The sequence below is a fragment of the Aureimonas ureilytica genome, from assembly GCF_001475935.1.
Lineage (GTDB): Bacteria > Pseudomonadota > Alphaproteobacteria > Rhizobiales > Rhizobiaceae > Aureimonas > Aureimonas ureilytica_A.
Window position 1 is genome coordinate 13,827 of sequence record NZ_LDQA01000031.1, and the last position, 18,671, is coordinate 32,497.

General features: G+C 66.9%; 11 protein-coding genes. 3 read left to right on the plus strand and 8 right to left on the minus strand.

The genetic code is table 11. The features are described 5' to 3' along the window. Positions 1-5: 5 nt before the first annotated feature. The 3 genes from NS365_RS14765 to NS365_RS14775 all read left to right on the plus strand — a co-directional run bounded on the left by NS365_RS14765 (position 6) and on the right by NS365_RS14775 (position 4,252). Positions 6-848, plus strand: a complete 843-nt coding sequence (locus NS365_RS14765; protein WP_058601067.1) for an ABC transporter ATP-binding protein — start codon at positions 6-8, stop codon at positions 846-848. 87 nt (positions 849-935) lie between these two features. Then, on the plus strand, positions 936-2,444 hold the full coding sequence (locus NS365_RS14770) for an ABC transporter substrate-binding protein (protein ID WP_058601068.1): 1,509 nt from the start codon (positions 936-938) through the stop codon (positions 2,442-2,444). Continuing rightward, on the plus strand, positions 2,441-4,252 hold the full coding sequence (locus NS365_RS14775) for an ABC transporter permease subunit (RefSeq protein ID WP_244498454.1): 1,812 nt from the start codon (positions 2,441-2,443) through the stop codon (positions 4,250-4,252). The genes NS365_RS14770 and NS365_RS14775 overlap by 4 nt, the downstream gene beginning before the upstream one ends. 10 nt (positions 4,253-4,262) lie before the next feature. On the opposite strand, the gene NS365_RS14780 is transcribed toward NS365_RS14775, so the two are convergent. The 8 genes from NS365_RS14780 to NS365_RS25005 all read right to left on the minus strand — a co-directional run. Beyond that, on the minus strand, positions 4,263-6,236 hold the full coding sequence (locus tag NS365_RS14780) for a methyl-accepting chemotaxis protein (RefSeq protein ID WP_058601069.1): 1,974 nt from the start codon (positions 6,234-6,236) through the stop codon (positions 4,263-4,265). Between the two features lie 313 nt (positions 6,237-6,549). Next, positions 6,550-7,368, minus strand: a complete 819-nt coding sequence (eutC, locus tag NS365_RS14785; protein ID WP_058601070.1) for an ethanolamine ammonia-lyase subunit EutC — start codon at positions 7,366-7,368, stop codon at positions 6,550-6,552. A gap of 8 nt (positions 7,369-7,376) precedes the next feature. Beyond that, positions 7,377-8,768, minus strand: coding sequence for an ethanolamine ammonia-lyase subunit EutB (locus tag NS365_RS14790; protein ID WP_058601071.1), 1,392 nt, complete (start codon positions 8,766-8,768; stop codon positions 7,377-7,379). A 116-nt stretch (positions 8,769-8,884) separates the two neighbouring features. Beyond that, entirely contained in the window at positions 8,885-11,563 is a 2,679-nt protein-coding gene (locus NS365_RS14795; RefSeq protein ID WP_244498455.1) for an MGH1-like glycoside hydrolase domain-containing protein, read from the minus strand. 468 nt (positions 11,564-12,031) lie between these two features. Next, the gene (locus tag NS365_RS14800; RefSeq protein ID WP_058601073.1) at positions 12,032-14,134 is read right to left on the minus strand and encodes a methyl-accepting chemotaxis protein; all 2,103 of its coding nucleotides are present in this window, start codon (positions 14,132-14,134) and stop codon (positions 12,032-12,034) included. A 256-nt stretch (positions 14,135-14,390) separates the two neighbouring features. Beyond that, positions 14,391-15,380 (minus strand): hypothetical protein, encoded by a 990-nt coding sequence (locus tag NS365_RS14805; RefSeq protein ID WP_058601074.1) that lies wholly within the window; start codon positions 15,378-15,380, stop codon positions 14,391-14,393. Then, positions 15,377-16,408 carry a helix-turn-helix domain-containing protein gene (locus NS365_RS14810; RefSeq protein WP_153003797.1) on the minus strand — a complete coding sequence of 344 codons (1,032 nt, stop codon included), beginning with the start codon at positions 16,406-16,408 and terminating at the stop codon, positions 15,377-15,379. Before NS365_RS14810 ends, NS365_RS14805 begins: the two co-directional genes overlap by 4 nt. Positions 16,409-16,706: 298 nt before the next feature. After that, positions 16,707-18,671: flagellin (locus NS365_RS25005; RefSeq protein ID WP_058601076.1), on the minus strand; the 1,965-nt coding region annotated here is incomplete at its 5' end.

Sequence of the window (18,671 nt, forward strand, 5' to 3'; positions counted from 1 at the left end):
GCCCGATGGCACAGCCTCCGCTCAACCCGGACGGATCGCTCCTCAGCGCGCGCGCCCTGGCGCTGAGCTATGGCGCGCCGGTCGGCTTGTGGCGTCGGGCCGAACGGCAGCGCGTCCTGTCCGACGTGAATCTTTCCATCGCGCCGGGCGAGCGCGTGGCGCTGGTCGGGCGCTCCGGTTCGGGCAAGACGAGCCTGCTCCGTGCGCTTCTGGCGATCGAGGCGCTGGATGATGGCGAGATCGAATGCCAGTCGCGCCGGGTTTACCCCGGCAGCACGGCGGCGCTGCGCTGGTACAGGCGCGCGGTGCAATATATCCCGCAGGACCCCGCCGCCTCGCTCGACCCGCGCATGAGCGTTCTTCGGCAGGTCTGCGAGCCGCTCCTGCGCCTGTGCGACGAGCGCGCTCCGGCAGCGCGCGCATGTGAGGCTCTTGCGCTTGTGGGGCTCGGGCTGGAGTTTCACGATCGACGGCGCGGCGAATTGTCGGGTGGGCAGGCGCAGCGTGTGACGATCGCGCGCGCCATCGCGCCCCGGCCGCAGCTCGTGATCGCCGACGAGCCGATGAGCGGGCTCGACCTGCCGATCCGCCGACAGGTGGGCGAAGTGCTGCGCCATCTCTCCGAAGCGGAGGGCACCGCGCTGCTTCTCGTCTCGCACGATCTCGCCGCTGTCGCCCTTCTCTGCTCGCGCATCCTGGTGATGAGCGAGGGGCGCATCGTGGAGGACCGGCCGACGCGCGAGCTGATCGCCGCGCCCCGCCACCCCGCGACGCGAGCCCTGGTGGAGGCGGCGCGGGCGACGCAGCCCGGCCCCTCCCCCGCGCCCTGGTGCTGCGAGCGGCTGTAAGGCCGCCGACCAGCGCTTCTCCGTTTTCCAACCGTGATCCCTTCCCCTCCCCGGCCGCGCGCCGCTTGACCGTCAAGGACGCCTTCCATGTCTCGCATCCGTCTCTCGCCCCGCCCCATTCTCGCCGGCCTTCTCGCCCTCGCCGCTGTTTTGCCGTCCGGCGCGATGGCGCAGGAGGGAGCGACAGCGGGACAGCGCCTTCGCCTCGCCATGCTCCAGCCGCCGCGCTCGGGGCTGAACCCTCTGACCGACGACGCCTTCAAGCTGTCGCGCTGGAGCGCGGCCGAGACGCTGGTGCGGCTCGATACCGACGGCACGCCGCAGCCCCTTCTTTCCACAGGCTGGACACGCGTGGACGAGAGGACCTGGCGCTTCGACATTCGCGACAACGTGCTGTTTCATGACGGCACGCCGCTCACCGCCGAGCGTGTCGCCGCCTCGCTGACGGCGGCCACCAAGGCCGTGCCCAAGCCGCGCATTCTCGATGGCGTGCAGCTGGAGATCGAAACGGATGGCGAGCGCGCGGTCCTCGTGCGCAGCGCCGTCAGCGATCCGCTCCTGCCCAACCGCCTGTCGAGCCCGCAGCTCGCGATCTTCGCCGCGCGGGCCTATGGCGCGGACGGGCGCGTCAACCCGATCGAGGCCGGCACCGGGCCTTTCGTCCTGAAGGAGATCAACGGCACGACCAGCGCCCGGCTCGACCGGTTCGACGCCTATTGGGGCGAGCGCGCCCGGCTTGCCGGCATCGACGCCGATTATGTGCCCGACGGCACGGCCCGCGCGGCGGCGCTGCGCACCGGGACGGCCGACGTGGTGGAGGCGATCCCGGTGTCGCAGGCCGCGCTTCTCGACCCCCAGCTGATCCACGAAGTGCCGATGCCGCGCACCAACACACTCTATCTCAACACCAAGCGCGGCCCCTTTGCCGATGCGCGCCTGCGCCGCATCGCGGCCGCTGCGATCGACCGCGCCGCGCTGGTGCGCACCGTCTATGAGGGCCGGGCGGACGCGGCCAAGGGGCTTCTCGGCCCGGCCCTGCCCTGGGCCGCCGCGCTGCGCGGCGAGCCCGCCGCGCTCGCGCCCGAGGGCAAGGCCGATGGGGCCGAGATCGTGCTCGGCACCTTCACCGACCGGGCCGAACTGCCGGAGGTCGCCGTGCTTCTGGAGCAGCAGCTGACCGCCGCCGGCTTCCGCGTGCGCCAGGACGTGCGCCAATACGCCCATATCGAAGCCGATGCGTTGGCCGGGCGTTTTGACGCCTTCATCCTGTCGCGCGCCACCGTTCTCGATTCCGGCGATCCGGTCAGCTACATGGTGTCGGATTTCTCCTGCAAGGGCTCCTTCAACATCGCGCAGCTCTGCGACGAGGGCGTGGACGAAGCGCTCCGCCGCGCCGCAGCCGCGCCCGCCGGGGACGAGCGCCAGCGTGCCGTGATGGCGGCGGAAGCCGCGATCCTGGCCACGGGCGCGGCGGTTCCTATGCTGCACGAGCGGGTGATGCAGGGCGAGGCTGATGGCGTCAACGCCGCCGCGCGCGACCCGCGCGAGCGCGAGCTGGTGCGCACCGCCACGACCCTGGCGAGCGCGGGTCAGTGACACCGGACGCCTCGCCCAACCTTGCCGGGAAGCGCTCGCGCATCCCGGCGAAGAGCAGCGCAAGGGGCGGGAGCGCCGCCGCGCGCCTTGCGCCCTTGCTGCCGGCGCTGTCGCGGCTGGTCACGCTGCTGGCGGTTCTGGTTCTGGCGGGCCTTCTGCCCTGGCTTTCGGGCCGCGATCCCGCGCTCAGCATTCTGCGCGCGCGCTCCGGCGAGCAGGAGGCGACCACTGAAGCACTGAACGCCATCCGCGCGCAGCTGGGGCTTGGGGACGGGCCATGGACCTCGCTTTTCGTTTGGGCCGACGGTCTCCTGAAGGGGGATGCAGGTGTTTCGTGGGTATCGGGCGCGCCGGTCCTGCCGGGCATGGTGCAGGCGACGGGCGTGTCGCTGACACTCATGGCCGCCGCGCTCCTCGTGGTTCTGCCGGTGATCGGCCTGATCTGCGCGCCGGTCCTGCGCGCGGGGTTGCGGGGAGAGGCGCGTCGCGGCTCGGGCGCCGTGCCCGCCGCGCTGACGGCGCTGCCGGAATTCGTGCTCGCCACCGTGCTTCTCGTGGTGTTTTCGGTGTGGCTGCGCGCCTTTCCGCCCTATGGCTGGACGAGCTGGACCCACGCGGTTCTGCCCGCGCTCGCCCTCGGCCTGCCCGCCGGCGGCCTGCTCGGCCGCCTGTTTGCCGATGGGCTCGCCACGACGTTCAGCGAGCGCTGGGTCACGACCTGGAGCGTCGCGGGCTTCTCGAACGCGCGCATCGCGGGGGCGGTGATCGCGCGCACGCTGCCCGGCCTTCTGCCACAGGTCGGCATGGTGCTGATCGCGCTGACAGGCGGCGCGGTCGCCGTCGAAAAGGTCTTCTCCATTCCGGGCCTCGGGCGCGCGACGCTCGGCGCGGCCTCGGCGCAGGATCTGCCGACCCTGCGCATGGGCCTTCTGATCCTGCTCGTCCTCGCGATCATGATCGGCAGTCTGGCGACGCTCGCCGGCGCATGGCTTCTGCGGCCTGCGATTCGCAGCGGCTCGCTTCCGGTGGCGCAGGAGCCCGAGACCCCACGTGGCGGGTTCGTCGTGCCGGCGCTCGCCCTGTCGCTTCTGGTGGTGCTGGTGCTGGCCGGGCTCGGGCGCGATCCCTTCACCTCGGCCTATCTGCGCTTGGAAGCGCCCAGTCTCGCCCTACCGCTCGGCGCGGACGGGACGGGCCGCGATCTTCTGGCGCGCGTCTCGCACGGCGCGGCGACGACGATCGGCCTTGCCTTTGTCACCACGCTTCTGGCCTTCCTGATCGCGCTGGTGGCGGGCAGCTTCCCGCGCCTCATGGCCGGGCCGATCGAGGTCACCAAGGCGACGCCGCCGGTCATTTCCGGCCTGTTCGTCGCCGCGATCCTGGGTGCAAGCTCCAGCGGCGCGATGCTGGCCGTGCTCGCGGTCGCCTGGGCGCCGCTCGCGGCCCATGTCGCCGCCCTGTCGCGGCAGTCACGCGCCCAGCCGCATGTGCGCATGGCCCCGCTGCTCGGCGTCGGCCCGCTGCGCCTGACGCTGCGCTATGTCCTGCCGGCGGTGGTTGGCCCGGCGCTGCGCCATGCCATGCTGCGCCTGCCCGGCATCGCGCTGGCACTCGCCGCGCTCGGATTTCTGGGCCTGGGCGCGCGCCCCCCCGCGCCCGAATGGGGCCTCGTTCTGGCCGAAGGGATGCCCTATCTCGAACGCGCGCCCTGCGCGGTTCTGATGCCGGCGAGCGCGCTGGTGCTGCTCGCCGTCTTCGCCGTGTCCGCCGCCAATCTCAGCTGGCGGCGGCGCGTCAGACGCCGCTGACCGAACCCGATCAGGCGGCCTTGCGCAGCGGGGCCGGCTGGAATTCCACGCCATCCGAGGCGACGGCGGAGGCCGGCTCGGGAGCCTCGGCCCCGCGCGGCGCGTCGGAAAGCTTGAAGAAGCCGACCCGCTCGTTCAGCACCCGACCCTCGTCCGACAATTGCTCGGCCGTCGCCGCCATCTCGCCGGCCGCGCCGGCATTGGCCTGTGTCACCTGATCGAGCTGCACGATGGCCTGGCTGATCTGTGTGATGCCGACCGACTGTTCCTGACAGGCGGCGGCGATCTCGGCCACCAGATCGGAGGTGCGCTTGATGTCGGGCACGAGCCGATCCAGCATCCGGCCCGCCTCGTCGGCGACGTTCAGCGTCTCGTCCGACAAGCCGGCGATCTCCTCGGCGGCCACGCGCGAGCGCTCGGCGAGCTTGCGCACTTCGGAAGCCACCACCGCGAAACCCTTGCCGGCCGAGCCGGCGCGCGCGGCCTCGATCGCGGCGTTCAGCGCCAGAAGGTCGGTCTGGCGGGCGATGTCCTGCACCACGCGAATCTTGTCCGCGATGGTGCGCATGGTCTCGACGGAGCGGGATACGGCTTCGGCGGTGCGTTCCGTGCTGGCGCTGGCCGCGCGGGCGATGGCATTGGTTTCGGCCGCGTTTCCGGCGTTCTGGCGGATATTGGCACTCATTTCCTCCACCGCGGCGGAGGCCTGCTCTGAGGCGGCAGCCTGTTCGGTCGCGCCCGAAGACAGACGCTCGGCGGCCTCGGAGGTCAACGCCGCATTGGACGAGACCTGCCGGGCGGAGTTCAGAACGCCGCCGACAATGGAGGTCAGACGCTCGCCCGTCTGATTCATGCTTTGAAGCAGCACGCCCACTTCGTCGCGCGAGCGCACTTCGGCGCGCTGCGTCACGTCGCCCGCCCCGATGGCTTCGGCCAGTTCCACCGAACGCGCGATCGGACGGCGCACGACGCGATCGACGATGACAGCCAGAAGCGCCAGCGTCGCCACCAGAATAGCGCCGCCGCCGAGCAGCATCATCTTGGCCTGTTCGCGCGCGGGGCCCGAAATCACCGTCGCGGGCACATCCACCACCGCGATCCAGCGAGCATCGAGACCCGGCAGATCGAAGGGCAGGAAGATGCGCTCGGCGGGCTCGCTCAGCGTCGTGAAGGTGCCGGACACCTGCTGTGGTTGTCCCGTCGCAAGGGCGTCTTCCAAGGCCTTTCTGCCGACCGCGCTGGTATAGGGTTGGTTCAGGTGGGCCGCATCGGGGTGAGCGATCCACTTGCCCTCGCCCGACAGGAGCGTGACCCGGCCGCCGAAGGGCCGCAGGCTTGCCAGAGACTCCAAAATCCTGCCGAGGCCGATGTCGATGCCCGACACGCCCAGGAACGTTCCGTTCGACACGACCGGGAAGGTGACGCTGACCATGGACTGATGCACAGCCGTCGACGTATCGAGATAGGGCGGAGTCATCGCGCCCTTGCGGCTCTTGGCCGTGAGGGTCCAGAACGCCTCTTGGTACGAATTCTCGAAGGATCCGAAGGCAATCGTGCCGTCCGGCGCGCGCGTCCAGGTCGGATTGAAGTGGCCTTGAGAGTCGCCGGCGAGCTCCGGCACATTGGCGAGATTCTGCCCATCGAAGGGCCGGCTGGCGTCTTCCCCGAACCAACTTCCAACCGTGAGCGGATTGTCCATGAGATTGGGCTTGAGGCTTTGAATCACCCCCTTGCGATCCCGGTCGCCCAACGCATGCCTCTCTCCGATCGCCCCGGCCATGGACCGGGCCGCGCCGGCCAGTTCCATGATGGGTGCCGTCACCAACCCGGCCACGGCCCGCGCCTCCGAACGAATGGAGGCGGCGACCATCGCCTGGGTCTGCTCTTTCGAAATCAGGGCGAGGTAGGTCATCGTCGCGCCGACGGTCAGCGCAATGCTGATGCCGGCTGCGATCAGGAGCTTCGCGGTCACGGACCATCGCATGGGGGAACTCCTTCCAGCGATCTGAGAAATCGGATGGAGGGAGCATCGCAGCCGGGCGTTAAACTCGTCTAAGTTGACGCAGTTCGATGACGAACATTGTCAACAATTGCCTACCTTAGCCCGACGGGCCGTTGCGGCGGCTGGTCGCAGGGCGCGATCTGCGCGCGGCAACCAGGAAACCTGCGAACCGGAGACAGGCGCCATGAGGCGCCAAGCCCGTTCTGGGAGCGGAGCCGATGCCAGCGCAATCAGCAACGACGCCGATAGGCGGAACGAGTCGGCGGGCCGACCGTGCGCCGTTCCTTGCCGGCTTCTAATCCCCCGCCGTCAGAAAATTCCGGCCGCCCGGCGCGGCGAGGCTGGCGGGGGCGTCTTCCTCGTCCTTCAGGAGAACGCCCGAAAGATTACGGCGGAAGGCCTCCTGCATGAGATAGACGAGCTTCTGTGCCGCGCGCGGCGGCTGAATGCCCTCAGCCCGCACGTTCGAGATGCAGTTGCGGGATTCGTCGGTGAGGCCCGGCCTAGGGTCGAGCGTCAGGTAAAGCCCCATACTGTCGGGCGAGGACAGGCCCGGCCGCTCGCCGATCAGCACCACCACCATGCGCGCGCCAAGGAGATGGCCGATCTCGTCGCCCACCGCCACGCGCGCCTGACGCACGATCGAAATGGGCGCGACGCTCAAGCCATGGCGGGCGAGCAGGGGCAGGAGTTCGGCCAGGAGGCTCACGGCGTTCTCCTCGATCGCATGGGCCGAAAGCCCATCGCCCACCACCAGCGCGACATCCACCGGCTCGGCCCTTCTCGCATGGGCGAGCAGCATCTCGCGCGAGGCGTCGTCGAGGCTGCGCCCGGCATCGGGGCGCTGAAGATAGGTCACGCGGTCGCCCGCGCGGCTGGCGAGCGGCAGCGTCTTCTGGCCGAGGCCAGCGATGGCGCGCGCCAGCGCCTCCCCGTCCAGCTCGCGCTGCACGGCGTTGCGCGCCTTGGCATGGGCGAACTGGAATTCGAGATGCGGCGCGGTCGGCAGGCTCGTGCCGGCGCGGCCGAGCGCGATGCGCGCCGCCGTGTGACGGCGCAGCTCGGCCCAGGGGTTGGAAACGACGGGGGTGGCGGGTTGATCGTCGGACGACATGGGAAACCTCACCCCTTCGCAACGCTCAGCGCCCGCGCAAAGGCGGGCGGCAGATCAGCGCCGAGCCGGAAGGGCGCGCCGCGCTCCACGATGCCGGCCTCTTCCAGCCAGGCCTGAAACTCCGGCGCGGCCTCGAGGCCCAGCGCCTTTCGCGCATAGAGCGCGTCGTGGAACGAGGTCGTCTGATAGTTCAGCATGATGTCGTCCGAGCCCGGAATGCCCATGATGAAGCTGATGCCGGCGACGCCCAGGAGTGTCAGCAGCGTGTCCATGTCGTTCTGGTCGGCTTCGGCATGGTTGGTGTAGCAGATGTCGCAGCCCATCGGCAGGCCGAGCAGCTTGCCGCAGAAATGGTCTTCCAGCCCGGCGCGGATGATCTGTCGGCCATCATAGAGATATTCGGGGCCGATGAAGCCGACTACGGTGTTGACCAGAAGCGGGCGAAAAACGCGCGCCACGCCATAGGCCCGCGCTTCCAGCGTCTGCTGGTCTACGCCGTGATGCGCGCCGGCCGATAGGCAAGAGCCCTGCCCGGTTTCGAAATACATGGCATTGTCGCCGATCGTGCCGCGCCTCAGGCTGGCGGCGGCCGCATAGCCCTCGCGCAGGGTCGAGAGCCCGATGCCGAAGGAGCGGTTGGCGGCTTCCGTACCGGCGATCGACTGGAACACGAGATCGACCGGCGCGCCCCGGTCGATCAGCTCGATCGAGGTCGTGACGTGGGTCAGCACGCAGCTTTGCGTCGGAATGCGATAGCGCTGGATGATCTCGTCCAGCATCTGTACCAGGGTGGTGACCGCCGACACGCTGTCGGTCGCGGGGTTGATGCCGATGGTCGCATCGCCCGAGCCGTACATCAGCCCATCGAGAATGGAGGCGGCAATGCCGGCGGCATCGTCGGTCGGGTGGTTGGGCTGGAGGCGCGTCGAAAGCCGGCCGGGCAGGCCGATCGTGTTGCGGAATTTCGTGACCACCCGGCACTTGCGGGCGATCAGGATCAAGTCCTGATTGCGGCAGATCTTCGAGACGGCGGCGACCATTTCGGGCGTGAGGCCGGGGGCGAGCTTCGTCAGCGCCGCCTCGTCCGCCGCGTCCGACAGGAGCCAGTTTCGGAACTCGCCGACCGTCATGTGCGAGACAGGCGCGAAGGCAGCGAGATCGTGCGTGTCGATGATCAGCCGCGTGATCTCGTCGCTCTCATAGGGAACGACGACCTCCTGAAGAAAGGTCTTCAGGGGCGTGTCGGCGAGCACGAGTTGCGCCGCCGCGCGCTCTTCCATGTCGGCCGCAGCTAAGCCCGCCAGTGTATCGCCCGAGCGCTCCGGCGTCGCCTTGGCGAGCAGGGTCTTGAGGTCCGCGAAGATATGGCGTCGGCCGCCGCGATCGAAATGATAGGCCATCGGACGCTCCTTCCAGGCAGGGTCTCGCCGCGCCGGGTTCGCTGCGGCGCGGGAGGGAGTTTACGATTCCGGGCGGCGAGCGCCAGTCCGCCCGAGCCGAGAACGCCAAGCTTTTCTCAAGGCTTCGAAACCGGCAGCGCCTGCCCCCGCACGGTGTGGCGGGGCTGGAGGAGGAGGGCGACGAGCGCGGTCCAGCCGGTCTGGTGCGACGCGCCGAGCCCTTGACCCGTTTCGCCGTGGAAGAACTCGTTGAAGCTGATGCGGTCGTCGTCCGCCTCGTCTCGTGCGCCATCGGCGGCCATGGCGGGCCGCGTGCCGGAGGCGTCCTTCAGGAACAGGGCGCAGAGGCGGCGGGAGATGTCCTTAGCGACATCCCGCAAGCCGGTCATCCGGCCCGAGCCGGTGGGGCATTCCACCGCGAAATCCTCGCCGTAGAAGCGCTCGAACTCCAGAAGCGCTTCCACCAGCATGAAGTTCAAGGGCATCCAGACCGGGCCGCGCCAGTTGGAATTGCCGCCGAAAATGCCGGCATCCGACGTTCCCGGCTCATAGCGCACCTCGTAGCGCCGGCCGGCCCAGTCGAACTCGAACGGGTCGGTCTCGTGCGCCTTGGAGAGCGAGCGCAGCCCATGCGGCGACAGGAACTCGCCCTCATTCAACATGCGCTTCAGAAGCGCCGTCATGCGCTGGCGGCGCAGGAGCGAGAGGAGCAGGCGAGCGTCCTGGCCGGTCTCGCCATAGCGCGAGACCTGCCCCGTCAGGTCGGGGCGATGGTGCAGCATCCAGCGCAGGCGTTCGGCGAAGGCCGGGAAGAGTTCGGCGGTCCCGGCGTCCAGAACCTCCACCGCGCAGAGCGGAATGAGCCCGACCAGCGAGCGCACGCGCAGCACGGTCTCGCCGCCATCGGGCAGAACCAGCGCGTCGTAGAAGAAACCGTCCGCCTCGTCCCAGAGACCGCGCCCGCCCTTCTCGGCCTCGCTGCCGCCGACATGCGTCATGGCCGAGGCGATGGCGAGGAAATGCTCGAAAAACTTGCTGGCGACGTCCTCGTAGACCTTGTTTTCGCGCGCGAGCTCCAGCGCCATGCGCATGAGATTGAGCGCATACATGGCCATCCAGGCCGTGCCATCCGACTGCTCGATCTTCGCCCCGCCCGGCACCGGCGCGGAGCGATCGAACACGCCGATATTGTCGAGCCCGAGAAACCCGCCCTGGAAGAGGTTGCGGTCGGTCGCGTCCTTGCGGTTCACCCACCAGGTGAAGTTGATCATCAGCTTGTGGAAGACGCGCTCCAGGAAGTCGCGGTCGGCCCGGCCCGTCAGCGCCTCGTCCATGCGGTAGACGCGGAGCGCCGCAAAGGCCTGGATCGGCGGGTTCGCGTCCCCGAACGACCATTCATAGGCCGGCAGCTGACCGCTCGGATGCATGTACCATTCGCGCGTCAGAAGCAGGAGCTGGCTCTTGGCGAAGGCGGGGTCGATCATCGCCACCGACATGGCGTGGAAGGCGAGGTCCCAGGAGGCGTACCAGGGATATTCCCACTTGTCCGGCATCAGGATGATGTCGGCGTTGGAAAGATGCGTCCAGTCCGCGTTGCGGCCCGACAGGCGCTCGCGCGGCGGCGGGGGCGCGCCGGGGTCTCCGTCCAGCCAGCGTTTGACGTCGTAATGATAGACCTGCTTTGACCAGAGAAGGCTGCCGAGCGCCTGGCGCTGCACGAGGCGCGCATCGGCGTCCGGCACGTCCTTCTGAAGGGCCGCGTAGAAGGCGTCGGCTTCGCTGAGACGCTGCGCGAAGAGCGCGTCGAACGCCGTCTCGTCCATCTCGGCCGCGCCGTCCGGCGACCAGCGATAGCGCAAGGTCAGCGCCTCGCCGGGGCCGATGCGATGCTCCGACCAGAGTGCGCACTTGGTGCCGGCCTCGGGCAGGGCCGACGCGCCGCCGCCCAGCACATGCTCGCCGATTGCGTCCTTGAACGCGCCGTCCGGCCCCTCGCCATAAAGGCGGCGATGGTTGGTCTCGTTTTCGCAGAAGAGCACCCGCGCCGGCTGGAGGCTGGCGAAGCGCCGCGGCGCGAAGCCCGGATGCTCCGCCCGCACGCCCTGCCCTGCTTGCCATCGGGCGACGCGCGGCTTTTCCACGCCGTCGCCCCAGCTCCAGATATTACGGGCCACGAGCTGCGGCAGGACATGGAGCGCGGCCTCGTCCGGCCCGCGATTGTGCACGGCGACGCGCATCAGGATATCGTCCGGCCCCGCCTTGGCATAGGCGATCTCGACATCGAAATAGCGCCGCTCGGCTAGAATGCCGGTATCGGCCAGCTCGTATTCCGGCGCGGGCGTGTCGCGCCGCCGCGCGTTCTCGGCCAGAAGCTCGGCATAGGGAAAGGCGCGCTGCGGGTAGCGATAGACCATCCGCTGGAAGGAGTGCGTCGGCGTGGCGTCGAGATACCACCAGACCTCCTTCACGTCCTCGCCATGGTTCCCTTCCGCATTGGTGAGGCCGAACATGCGTTCTTTCAGGATTGGGTCGGCCCCGTTCCAAAGCCCGAGCGAGAGGCACCAGTGCTGGTGCGCGTCGCAGAAGCCGCCGATCCCGTCCTCGCCCCAGCGATAGGCGCGCGAGCGGGCTTGGTCGTGCGGAAAGGAGGCCCAGGCATCGCCGTCAGCGCTGTAATCCTCGCGCACCGTGCCCCATTGCCGCTCGCTGAGATACGGTCCCCAGCGCCGCCAGCCGGCGCTTTCGGCCTCGCGCAGCCGCCGGCCCTCTTCTGTGTCGAAGATTTCGGCGCTCATGGGCGCTTGGCCCATGAGGCGTCAGACAGCCGGCGCGGCAGGGCGACAAGACGAGGCGAGATCACGAAAGGCTCCTGGGCAGCGTAGACCGAGCGCCCGCCCTTACAGCCGATCTCTCGGCACGTGCAAAGCGGACCATGCGACGATCTGTCTTCGCAGCGCCGAAGGGCAAGGTGAGACAGCCAAGTTCTTCACGGCCATCCCCCTTTCGCGCGTCGAAGACGTCCGGCCTCGGACGACACGCCGGACTTTCGCGCCCTCCCACAGAGCGAAGCCCTGTCTATGCGAGAGGAGGCATCGGCGCACCCAAAAGAATGAGGCGAGCGGGGGGCTGGCCCGGCGAAGGCTCCCGGCACGCTTCCGGTGCACCATGCGCAGCCGTTCGCACCATAGCGCTTCGCCCATGCGAAGGGGGCCCGCCGAACTGCGAGCCCACCGCGCCCTATGCCAGATCGTTCCGATGCGGGATCAAGCGCTCAGGCGTTCGAAACCGCCGTCGAGATCGAGGTCGAGGCCGCTCGCTGCCGGGCGCGCGGGAGCGGGCGCCGGGTTTGACGCGGGCGCGCGGGCCGGCGCGGCGGAGGCCGGGCGCTGGCTGTAGGTGTCGCCGAAATCCTTCACCTTGGAGCGCAACTCGGCAATCGTCGCCTCGCGCGCCTGCTTGGGCACCGGGGCGGCGCCCGCGCGGCCCTGTAGTTTGAAGAAGCGCGCGTTCTCGTCCAGCCGCATCGCCTCGGCCGAAAGCTGGCTGGCGGTCGCCGCCATCTCGTTGGCCGCGCCGGCGTTGGACTGCGTGACCTGATCGAGCTGCTGGATCGCCTGATTGATCTGCTCGACACCGATGGACTGTTCGCGGCAGGCCGCCGAAATCTCGGTGATCAGTTCCGCCGTGCGCTCGATATCGGGCACGAGCGCGTCCAGCATCCGGCCCGCTTCTTCGGAGGTCAGTAAGGTCTCGGCCGACAATTCGCCGATTTCCTGCGCGGCGACCTGAGAGCGCTCGGCGAGCTTGCGCACCTCGGAGGCAACCACCGCGAAGCCCTTGCCATGATGCCCGGCGCGGGCGGCCTCGATCGCCGCGTTCAGCGCCAGAAGATCGGTCTGGCGCGCGATTTCCTGGATCACCGCGATCTTCTCGGCGATCGTGCGCATGGCCTCGACGGAGGCCCCGACCGCCTTGCCGCTCTTCTGCGCGTTGGCGGAGGCTTGGGCGGCGATCTTCTCGGTCGTGTTGGCGTTCTCGGAATTCTGCCGGACATTGGCCGCCATCTGTTCGATCGCGGCGGACGCCTGCTCGGACGCCGCAGCCTGCTCCGTCGCGCCCGAGGAGAGCTGCTCGGCCGTCGCGGCCGATTGTGAGGAACCCGAGGCGACCTGCGCGGAGGAATCGCGGATCGAGGCGATCGTGTCGTTCAGCTTGGACTGCATCTGGGAGAGCGTGGTGAGGAGATCGCCGATCTCGTCGTTGCGCGCCACCAGAATGGGCTGGGAAATATCGCCCTCGCCGATCCGGCGGGCGTGGTGCTGGGCGAGATCGAGACCCTGCGCGATGGAGCGCGCCAGCCAGAAGGCCGCGAACGCGCCCGCCAGAACCGCCAGCACGACGAGGATCATCATCCGGTCGCGGGTGGATTCGTATTCGGCCTGGGTGCTGCCCGCCAGCCCTTCCGCCACACGCGTTTCGGCCGCGATCAGCTCGTCGAGTTGCCGGATCAGATCGAGAAGATAGGGCCGCCCTTCGGCGGAATAGTTTTTGTTGGCCGTCTCAGCCGCGTTCGTGGTGCCGAGCGTCGCAATCTTATCGACGATCGGCTTGAGGCGCGTCCAGTCCTCGAACTGCTCGTTCACCGCCTCGGCCATGGACGTGCCGGCCGCGACATCCCGATAAGCCGTCATGCCTTGATCGAGAACCGACTTGCGTTGCTCGAAGACCTTGAGCAATTCCATCGACCGCGCTTGATCCGACTCGGCTGTTGCCGCCATCAGTCGATACATCATCTGCGGCAGGGCGAGCCGCACGGTTGAAGCGGTGTCCCGCAACGGACCCGAAACGCCGGCCGCGCCCAACGCTTCACGCACCTTGGTGAAATCGTCGGTCATCTCGTCGATCAGTGGAACGGCGTCGTGCGAATAAAGCTCGTTGGCGCGCGTGGTCGTGTTCTGCTGAACGAGATCCATCGTCTTGATGGCCATGCCGTGCCACACGTCGATAGCCGCGACGATCTTGTCCACCGCGGCGAGGGCTTCGGTCATATCGGGGGCGAGGCCCGCGCGATACTGCGCCATGACCTCAAGCTCGCGCACGACGCCGGCCTCGATATCCTCGCGAAGCTTGGCCATTTCCGCGTCGTTGGTGGAGGCGAGCATCCGATTGATGGTGCGCCCGAGATCCTGCATCCCACGCGCCGCATCGCTGACCCGCTTGGTCTGCGTGAAGGGACGGGCGACGAAGGACTTCATGTTCTCGTTGGTCGATTGCAGGCTGCGAACGGCATAATAGCCCGACGCGCCCATGACCCCCAGAATTCCCGCGAACGCGACTGTGAGTTTCAATCTGATCGACAGTCGCATGTTCCGATGCTCCCCTACGGCAACCTTTCGAACATTTCATCATCGATCAGTTTAAGATTAACGAACAAACAGCCTCGCGTCGTGAATTTTCAGTTTGTCCAAGACACCATTCCGGTGCGTCACACGGCAAGTGCGGTTTGTCGCCGCAGTTCCCGACCATCCTTCGAAAGTAAAGAAACTTTTCTCACAGAAACGTGATAGACCGAGACGTGTATCGTTTCTTGCCCGCCAAGCTAATTCGTAAGCTATACCTGACTTATCGAGGCGCTGAGCTTTCACCGTAGGCCCGCTCGGCGCGGCGATAGGTTCGCTCGCTCGATCGGATCGTATCGGCGAGGTAACGACTGAGCGTTTCGATGAGCCGGGGCGTGACGCGCAGCGTCTGCGGACGACGGCCGACCTCTTCGAAAAAGCCCCTCTCGATGGCGAGGGCGATCAGATTGCGCATATGCGAGCGCGAGCGGCCGAACATCTCGGCGTAGGAGACCAGGTCGGATTCGCGCAAAGGGCGCGTGGGATCGGCCGAGGTCTCATGCATCGCCGCGTGCAGCACGAGCGTGGCGCCGCCGCGACCGAAGAAGGCCGCAAGGTCAGGGTCGCGCATCAGGAGTTCCATGGCCGTCGCCATGGCGATCTTGCCCGCGCCGATACGGGCTACGAAAGGGAGGAACTTGTCCTCGCGACGAAGGATCAGGTCGAAATTTTCTTTGGGAAAGAGCGCATGACACGCGTCGCAATACAGCTTCACGAAGCACCAGTGCCAATACACGAGCGGCGGCAAGGGACGCAGAAGCCGCACGCGTCTATCGCGCGGATGAACCACGACCTCCAGATGGCCTGTCTGAATGAGACGACTGAGATAGGCGTCGATCTGGCGGGCGCTGTAGAGACCGTACGTGGCCATGCGCTGCTTCAGTTCGGTCGGTGTCGCAGCGGTTCCCCCTTCGATATCGTCGCCGTCCAGTCCCATGATCTGCCCGAGCAGAATGACCCGCCAGGCATCCACCGCGAAACCGCCGGGAAAGTTCTGCGTCGTGTAGAGGTCGAGCGTTCCCCGGTTGAGAGCCGCGCGCACCTGTGGAAACAAGGGATGGTGCAACACCTCCTCGGCCGAGCAAAGCGGGATCGTTTCGTCGTCAGTGGTGTCGGGGGGCGAGGCCAAAGCCGCGCGATCGCGATCGGCCGGTTCGCAAGGACCCTGCGAGGCGTCGGTTGCTGTCAGGTCGTCATGATGAAATTTCTTCATCCGGCCAGTCTCGCCTCCGGCGCCGGCTCGCCGGTGAGATCGCGCAGCCAGGCCAGAAGCCGGCCCGCCTTGTCGTCGCCCGCCATCGCAGGCATTTCGCCCGCGCGCACCTCGCTCGGCAGAAAGCCGAACTTGGTTTTGAACGCACGACTGAAGCTCTTGTCTTCGGTGAAGCCCGTGGCATAGGCGACGCTCGACACGCGCGGGCGGCCCCCCCGTGCGCTCGGACGCGTCAGCAGGCGGAGCGCGGCGGCCAGACGCCGCTCACGGATGAAGGTCTGTACGCCGCCCTCCCCCGCGAATTCCCGGTAGAGCGCGGCGCGCGACAAGCCGAAGCGACGTTGCAGAAGCTCGACGCCGAGGTCGGGGTTGTGCAGATGGCTGCGAATGAAATGGCGGATTTCGAGCCGCGCGCGCCACTCCGCCTCCTCGCCCTGCGCCTGCGCGCCGCTCAGGAAGCCGGAGCAAAGTCGCGCGGCCGCCGCCGTCAGCGCCGGCAGGTGTTGCGGCGTCAGGCGATCGGCGCAGCTCATGATACCCTGGATTGTGGTGAAGGCGATCTGCCCGGCCGCGTCCGCGCGAAAATCCGCCACCTGCCCATGCAGGGCCTCGACACGCAGGGGCTCGCTGGAAAGAAGCACGCGCGGCAAGAGGATGTTCACCGCGTCCACCGCCTGATCGGAGCGCACCGTGACGGGCTGCGACAGATCGTAGATCACCGCGCCGCCGCCTGTGGCAAGCCGCTCTTGGCGCGTTTCGATGCGGCTGCGGCCTTTGGTGTAGAACTGGATGAGCAAGTGGTCGACGCCCTGCCGGGCGGATTTGCGCGCTTCACGTACCAGATCCTGTGCCGGCGCCACGACATCTCCCACCAGCAACGCGCCGAGATGGAAGGTCTTCATCGCGACAGGTTGGGACAGATCGGTTTCGTCCCGCTCCGCCAGATCGAAGAAAGGCGAAACATGCGTGCGCCATTCATCCCAAAGCCTTGCCGAATCCCGATCCTGTTGCGCTCCATTATGGTGCATTTCGACGCAATCGATCAATGGACCCACCACATTCACCAGCGATATTACGTTACGTAATTTGGGCGAAAAAGGCTTCTACTGAGCCTTTCTTGCGATCATCATTTGTTAACGACGATTAGGTCTCGGCGTCACACGGCACAATGGTGCTCGGTTGACAAAAACTGCGCATATCTTCTCGTTACGGGTTTGAACCGAAGCGCGAGCGGGAGGGCGACGGTTTGCCGAGGCAACCGCCGCCCTCCCGGAGTCAGGTCGTCATTGTGCCGTCTCGTATGACGCTCAGTTCTGGCTCTCCGGTTTACTGGAAGAGCTTGAGGACCTGCGAGGCGGTCTGGTTGGCCATGGCCAGAGCCTGAACACCCAGCTGCTGCTTCACCTGAAGCGCCTGAAGGCGGGTCGATTCTTCCGACATGTCCGCATCGACCAAGGACGAGATGCCCTTTTCGATCGTATCCATGAGCGTGTTGACGAAGCTCGACTGGCTGTCGATGCGCTTGGCAACCGAGCCGAGGCTCGTGGCCGCCGCCGTCACCTTGGAAAGCGCCGTGTTTACGATGTTGATGTAGGCGTTGATGACGTTGAGCTGCTTGTCCGCCGTGTCCGCCCCGCGCGCCGTCAGCTTATCCTGGCTGATGTCGATATCCATCACCGAGATGCCTTGAGGCGCGGTCGTCGCACCGGCTGACACGGCAAGATCCGTGATCGCCAGCGTGGATTTAACGTTCATGCTGGTGCTGCGGATCACGAGGTCGCCGGTCTTGCTGTCCTTCTCGGCGACGACCTTGGTGTTGTAGCCCTGCGCTGTGAAGACACCGTTCAGAGCCGCCACCATATCGTCGGTGGTCTTGAGACTGCCGCCCGAATTGGGAAGCGCCGCGACGATGCTGGCCTTGGTCAGTTCCGCCTTGAACGCCGGGTAGCCGTCCACCGCGACCTTGAAGGAGATCGAGTCGTCATCGTCCAGCGTCACGGCGTTGAACTGGAAGTTGGCCTTGGCGGCTTCCGCCACCACACCATCGGCGCCCTTGTCGAAGCCCGTGGCTGACTGTGCGGTGGAGATCAAGCCGCCAAAATCGGTCTTGTTGCCATCCGTGTCTGCCACGGCGGTGGTGACGCTGATTTCCGAGTCAGTATCTTTGTCGCTCTTGTTCATGTTGGTGAACTTGAGCTTGGCCCCATCCATTTCGACCTTGGCCTGGCCCGAGCCGAACTTGTTGTCGATCTGTTCCTGAAGCGCTGCAACGAAAGATGCGTTATCTTTCGTGTTGGCAGACGTCAGAATGATCTTAACATCCTTACTTGAAGTTGTCGTATTATTGGGATCCGTCAGACCGATCGTAAAGGTCAGCTTGTCGCCAGCGTACAGCTTCGCGATATTCAGATCCGCGTCACCCTTGATCGTTCCGCTAGCTGGGGTCGTTGCGCTTTTGGCGCCCTTGACTGCGGCGTCCATCTTCAGGCCGACACCGGTGGCCCCGGTGCCGGCGCCCGTGGTGACATCGGTCGTCTTGCCGTCGCCGCCATCCACTGCGGTCATATCCGTCAGCGTAATCGAATCGTTTTTCTTCGGCGATCCGACGATGGTAAGGGAGAAGAGCCCGTTATCGTTGACGACCTTCACGTTCTGGTCAGGGGCAGCCGTATCCAGTGCGCTTTGAAGGGCGATCTTGAACTTATCAACGGACGAAACCGCATCCGGCGTGAGCTTCACAATCACGGCCTTGGCCGCTCCGGCCGTCTGATCGTCCTTCGTGGTTGTGATGGAGAAGGTGATCTTATCACCCGCTGACAGCTTCGTCAGGTCGACCTTGCCGAGCGCGAGCGTCGGTCCGGTTTCCTTCGTGGTCGCACCGCTGACACCCGTATCCGCAGCCACCTTCAAACCGGCATCCGCGATATTGCCGGCGACGCGCGTGCCGCCATAGGTGAGGTCGGTATCAACGCCGGCGATCCGCGTCGTCAGACGTACGGCACCGTCGAGAACGGCATCGCGCCCAGCCGCCGTGTTGTTATCGAACAGCGCGGTCTGGGTCGTGTCGATATCCACCGTGCCGATGGTCACGCCGCCAGTGGCCACACGATCGAAGGACGAGACGACCTTCTTCAGCGCGGAGTAGCTCGCGTCCGCCGAGTTGACCGACAGCCAGTTCTCGCCGGAGAAGACGGCGGAGTTCGCGATCGACTTCAACTGGTTCTGCAGATCGCCGATCTCGGACTGGATCTTCGTGCGATCGACACCGCCGGACGTCGCAGCCGACAGCTT

Excerpts from the sequence above, each read along its gene's own strand:
- eutC (WP_058601070.1), bottom strand. The coding sequence starts at position 7,368 with ATGTCGTCCGACGATCAACCCGCCACCCCCGTCGTTTCCAACCCCTGG.
- NS365_RS14780 (WP_058601069.1), bottom strand. The coding sequence starts at position 6,236 with ATGCGATGGTCCGTGACCGCGAAGCTCCTGATCGCAGCCGGCATCAGC.
- NS365_RS14805 (WP_058601074.1), bottom strand. The coding sequence starts at position 15,380 with ATGAAGAAATTTCATCATGACGACCTGACAGCAACCGACGCCTCGCAG.
- NS365_RS14790 (WP_058601071.1), bottom strand. The coding sequence starts at position 8,768 with ATGGCCTATCATTTCGATCGCGGCGGCCGACGCCATATCTTCGCGGAC.
- NS365_RS14795 (WP_244498455.1), bottom strand. The coding sequence starts at position 11,563 with ATGAGCGCCGAAATCTTCGACACAGAAGAGGGCCGGCGGCTGCGCGAG.
- NS365_RS14765 (WP_058601067.1), top strand. The coding sequence starts at position 6 with ATGGCACAGCCTCCGCTCAACCCGGACGGATCGCTCCTCAGCGCGCGC.
- NS365_RS14810 (WP_153003797.1), bottom strand. The coding sequence starts at position 16,408 with ATGCACCATAATGGAGCGCAACAGGATCGGGATTCGGCAAGGCTTTGG.
- NS365_RS14800 (WP_058601073.1), bottom strand. The coding sequence starts at position 14,134 with ATGCGACTGTCGATCAGATTGAAACTCACAGTCGCGTTCGCGGGAATT.
- NS365_RS14770 (WP_058601068.1), top strand. The coding sequence starts at position 936 with ATGTCTCGCATCCGTCTCTCGCCCCGCCCCATTCTCGCCGGCCTTCTC.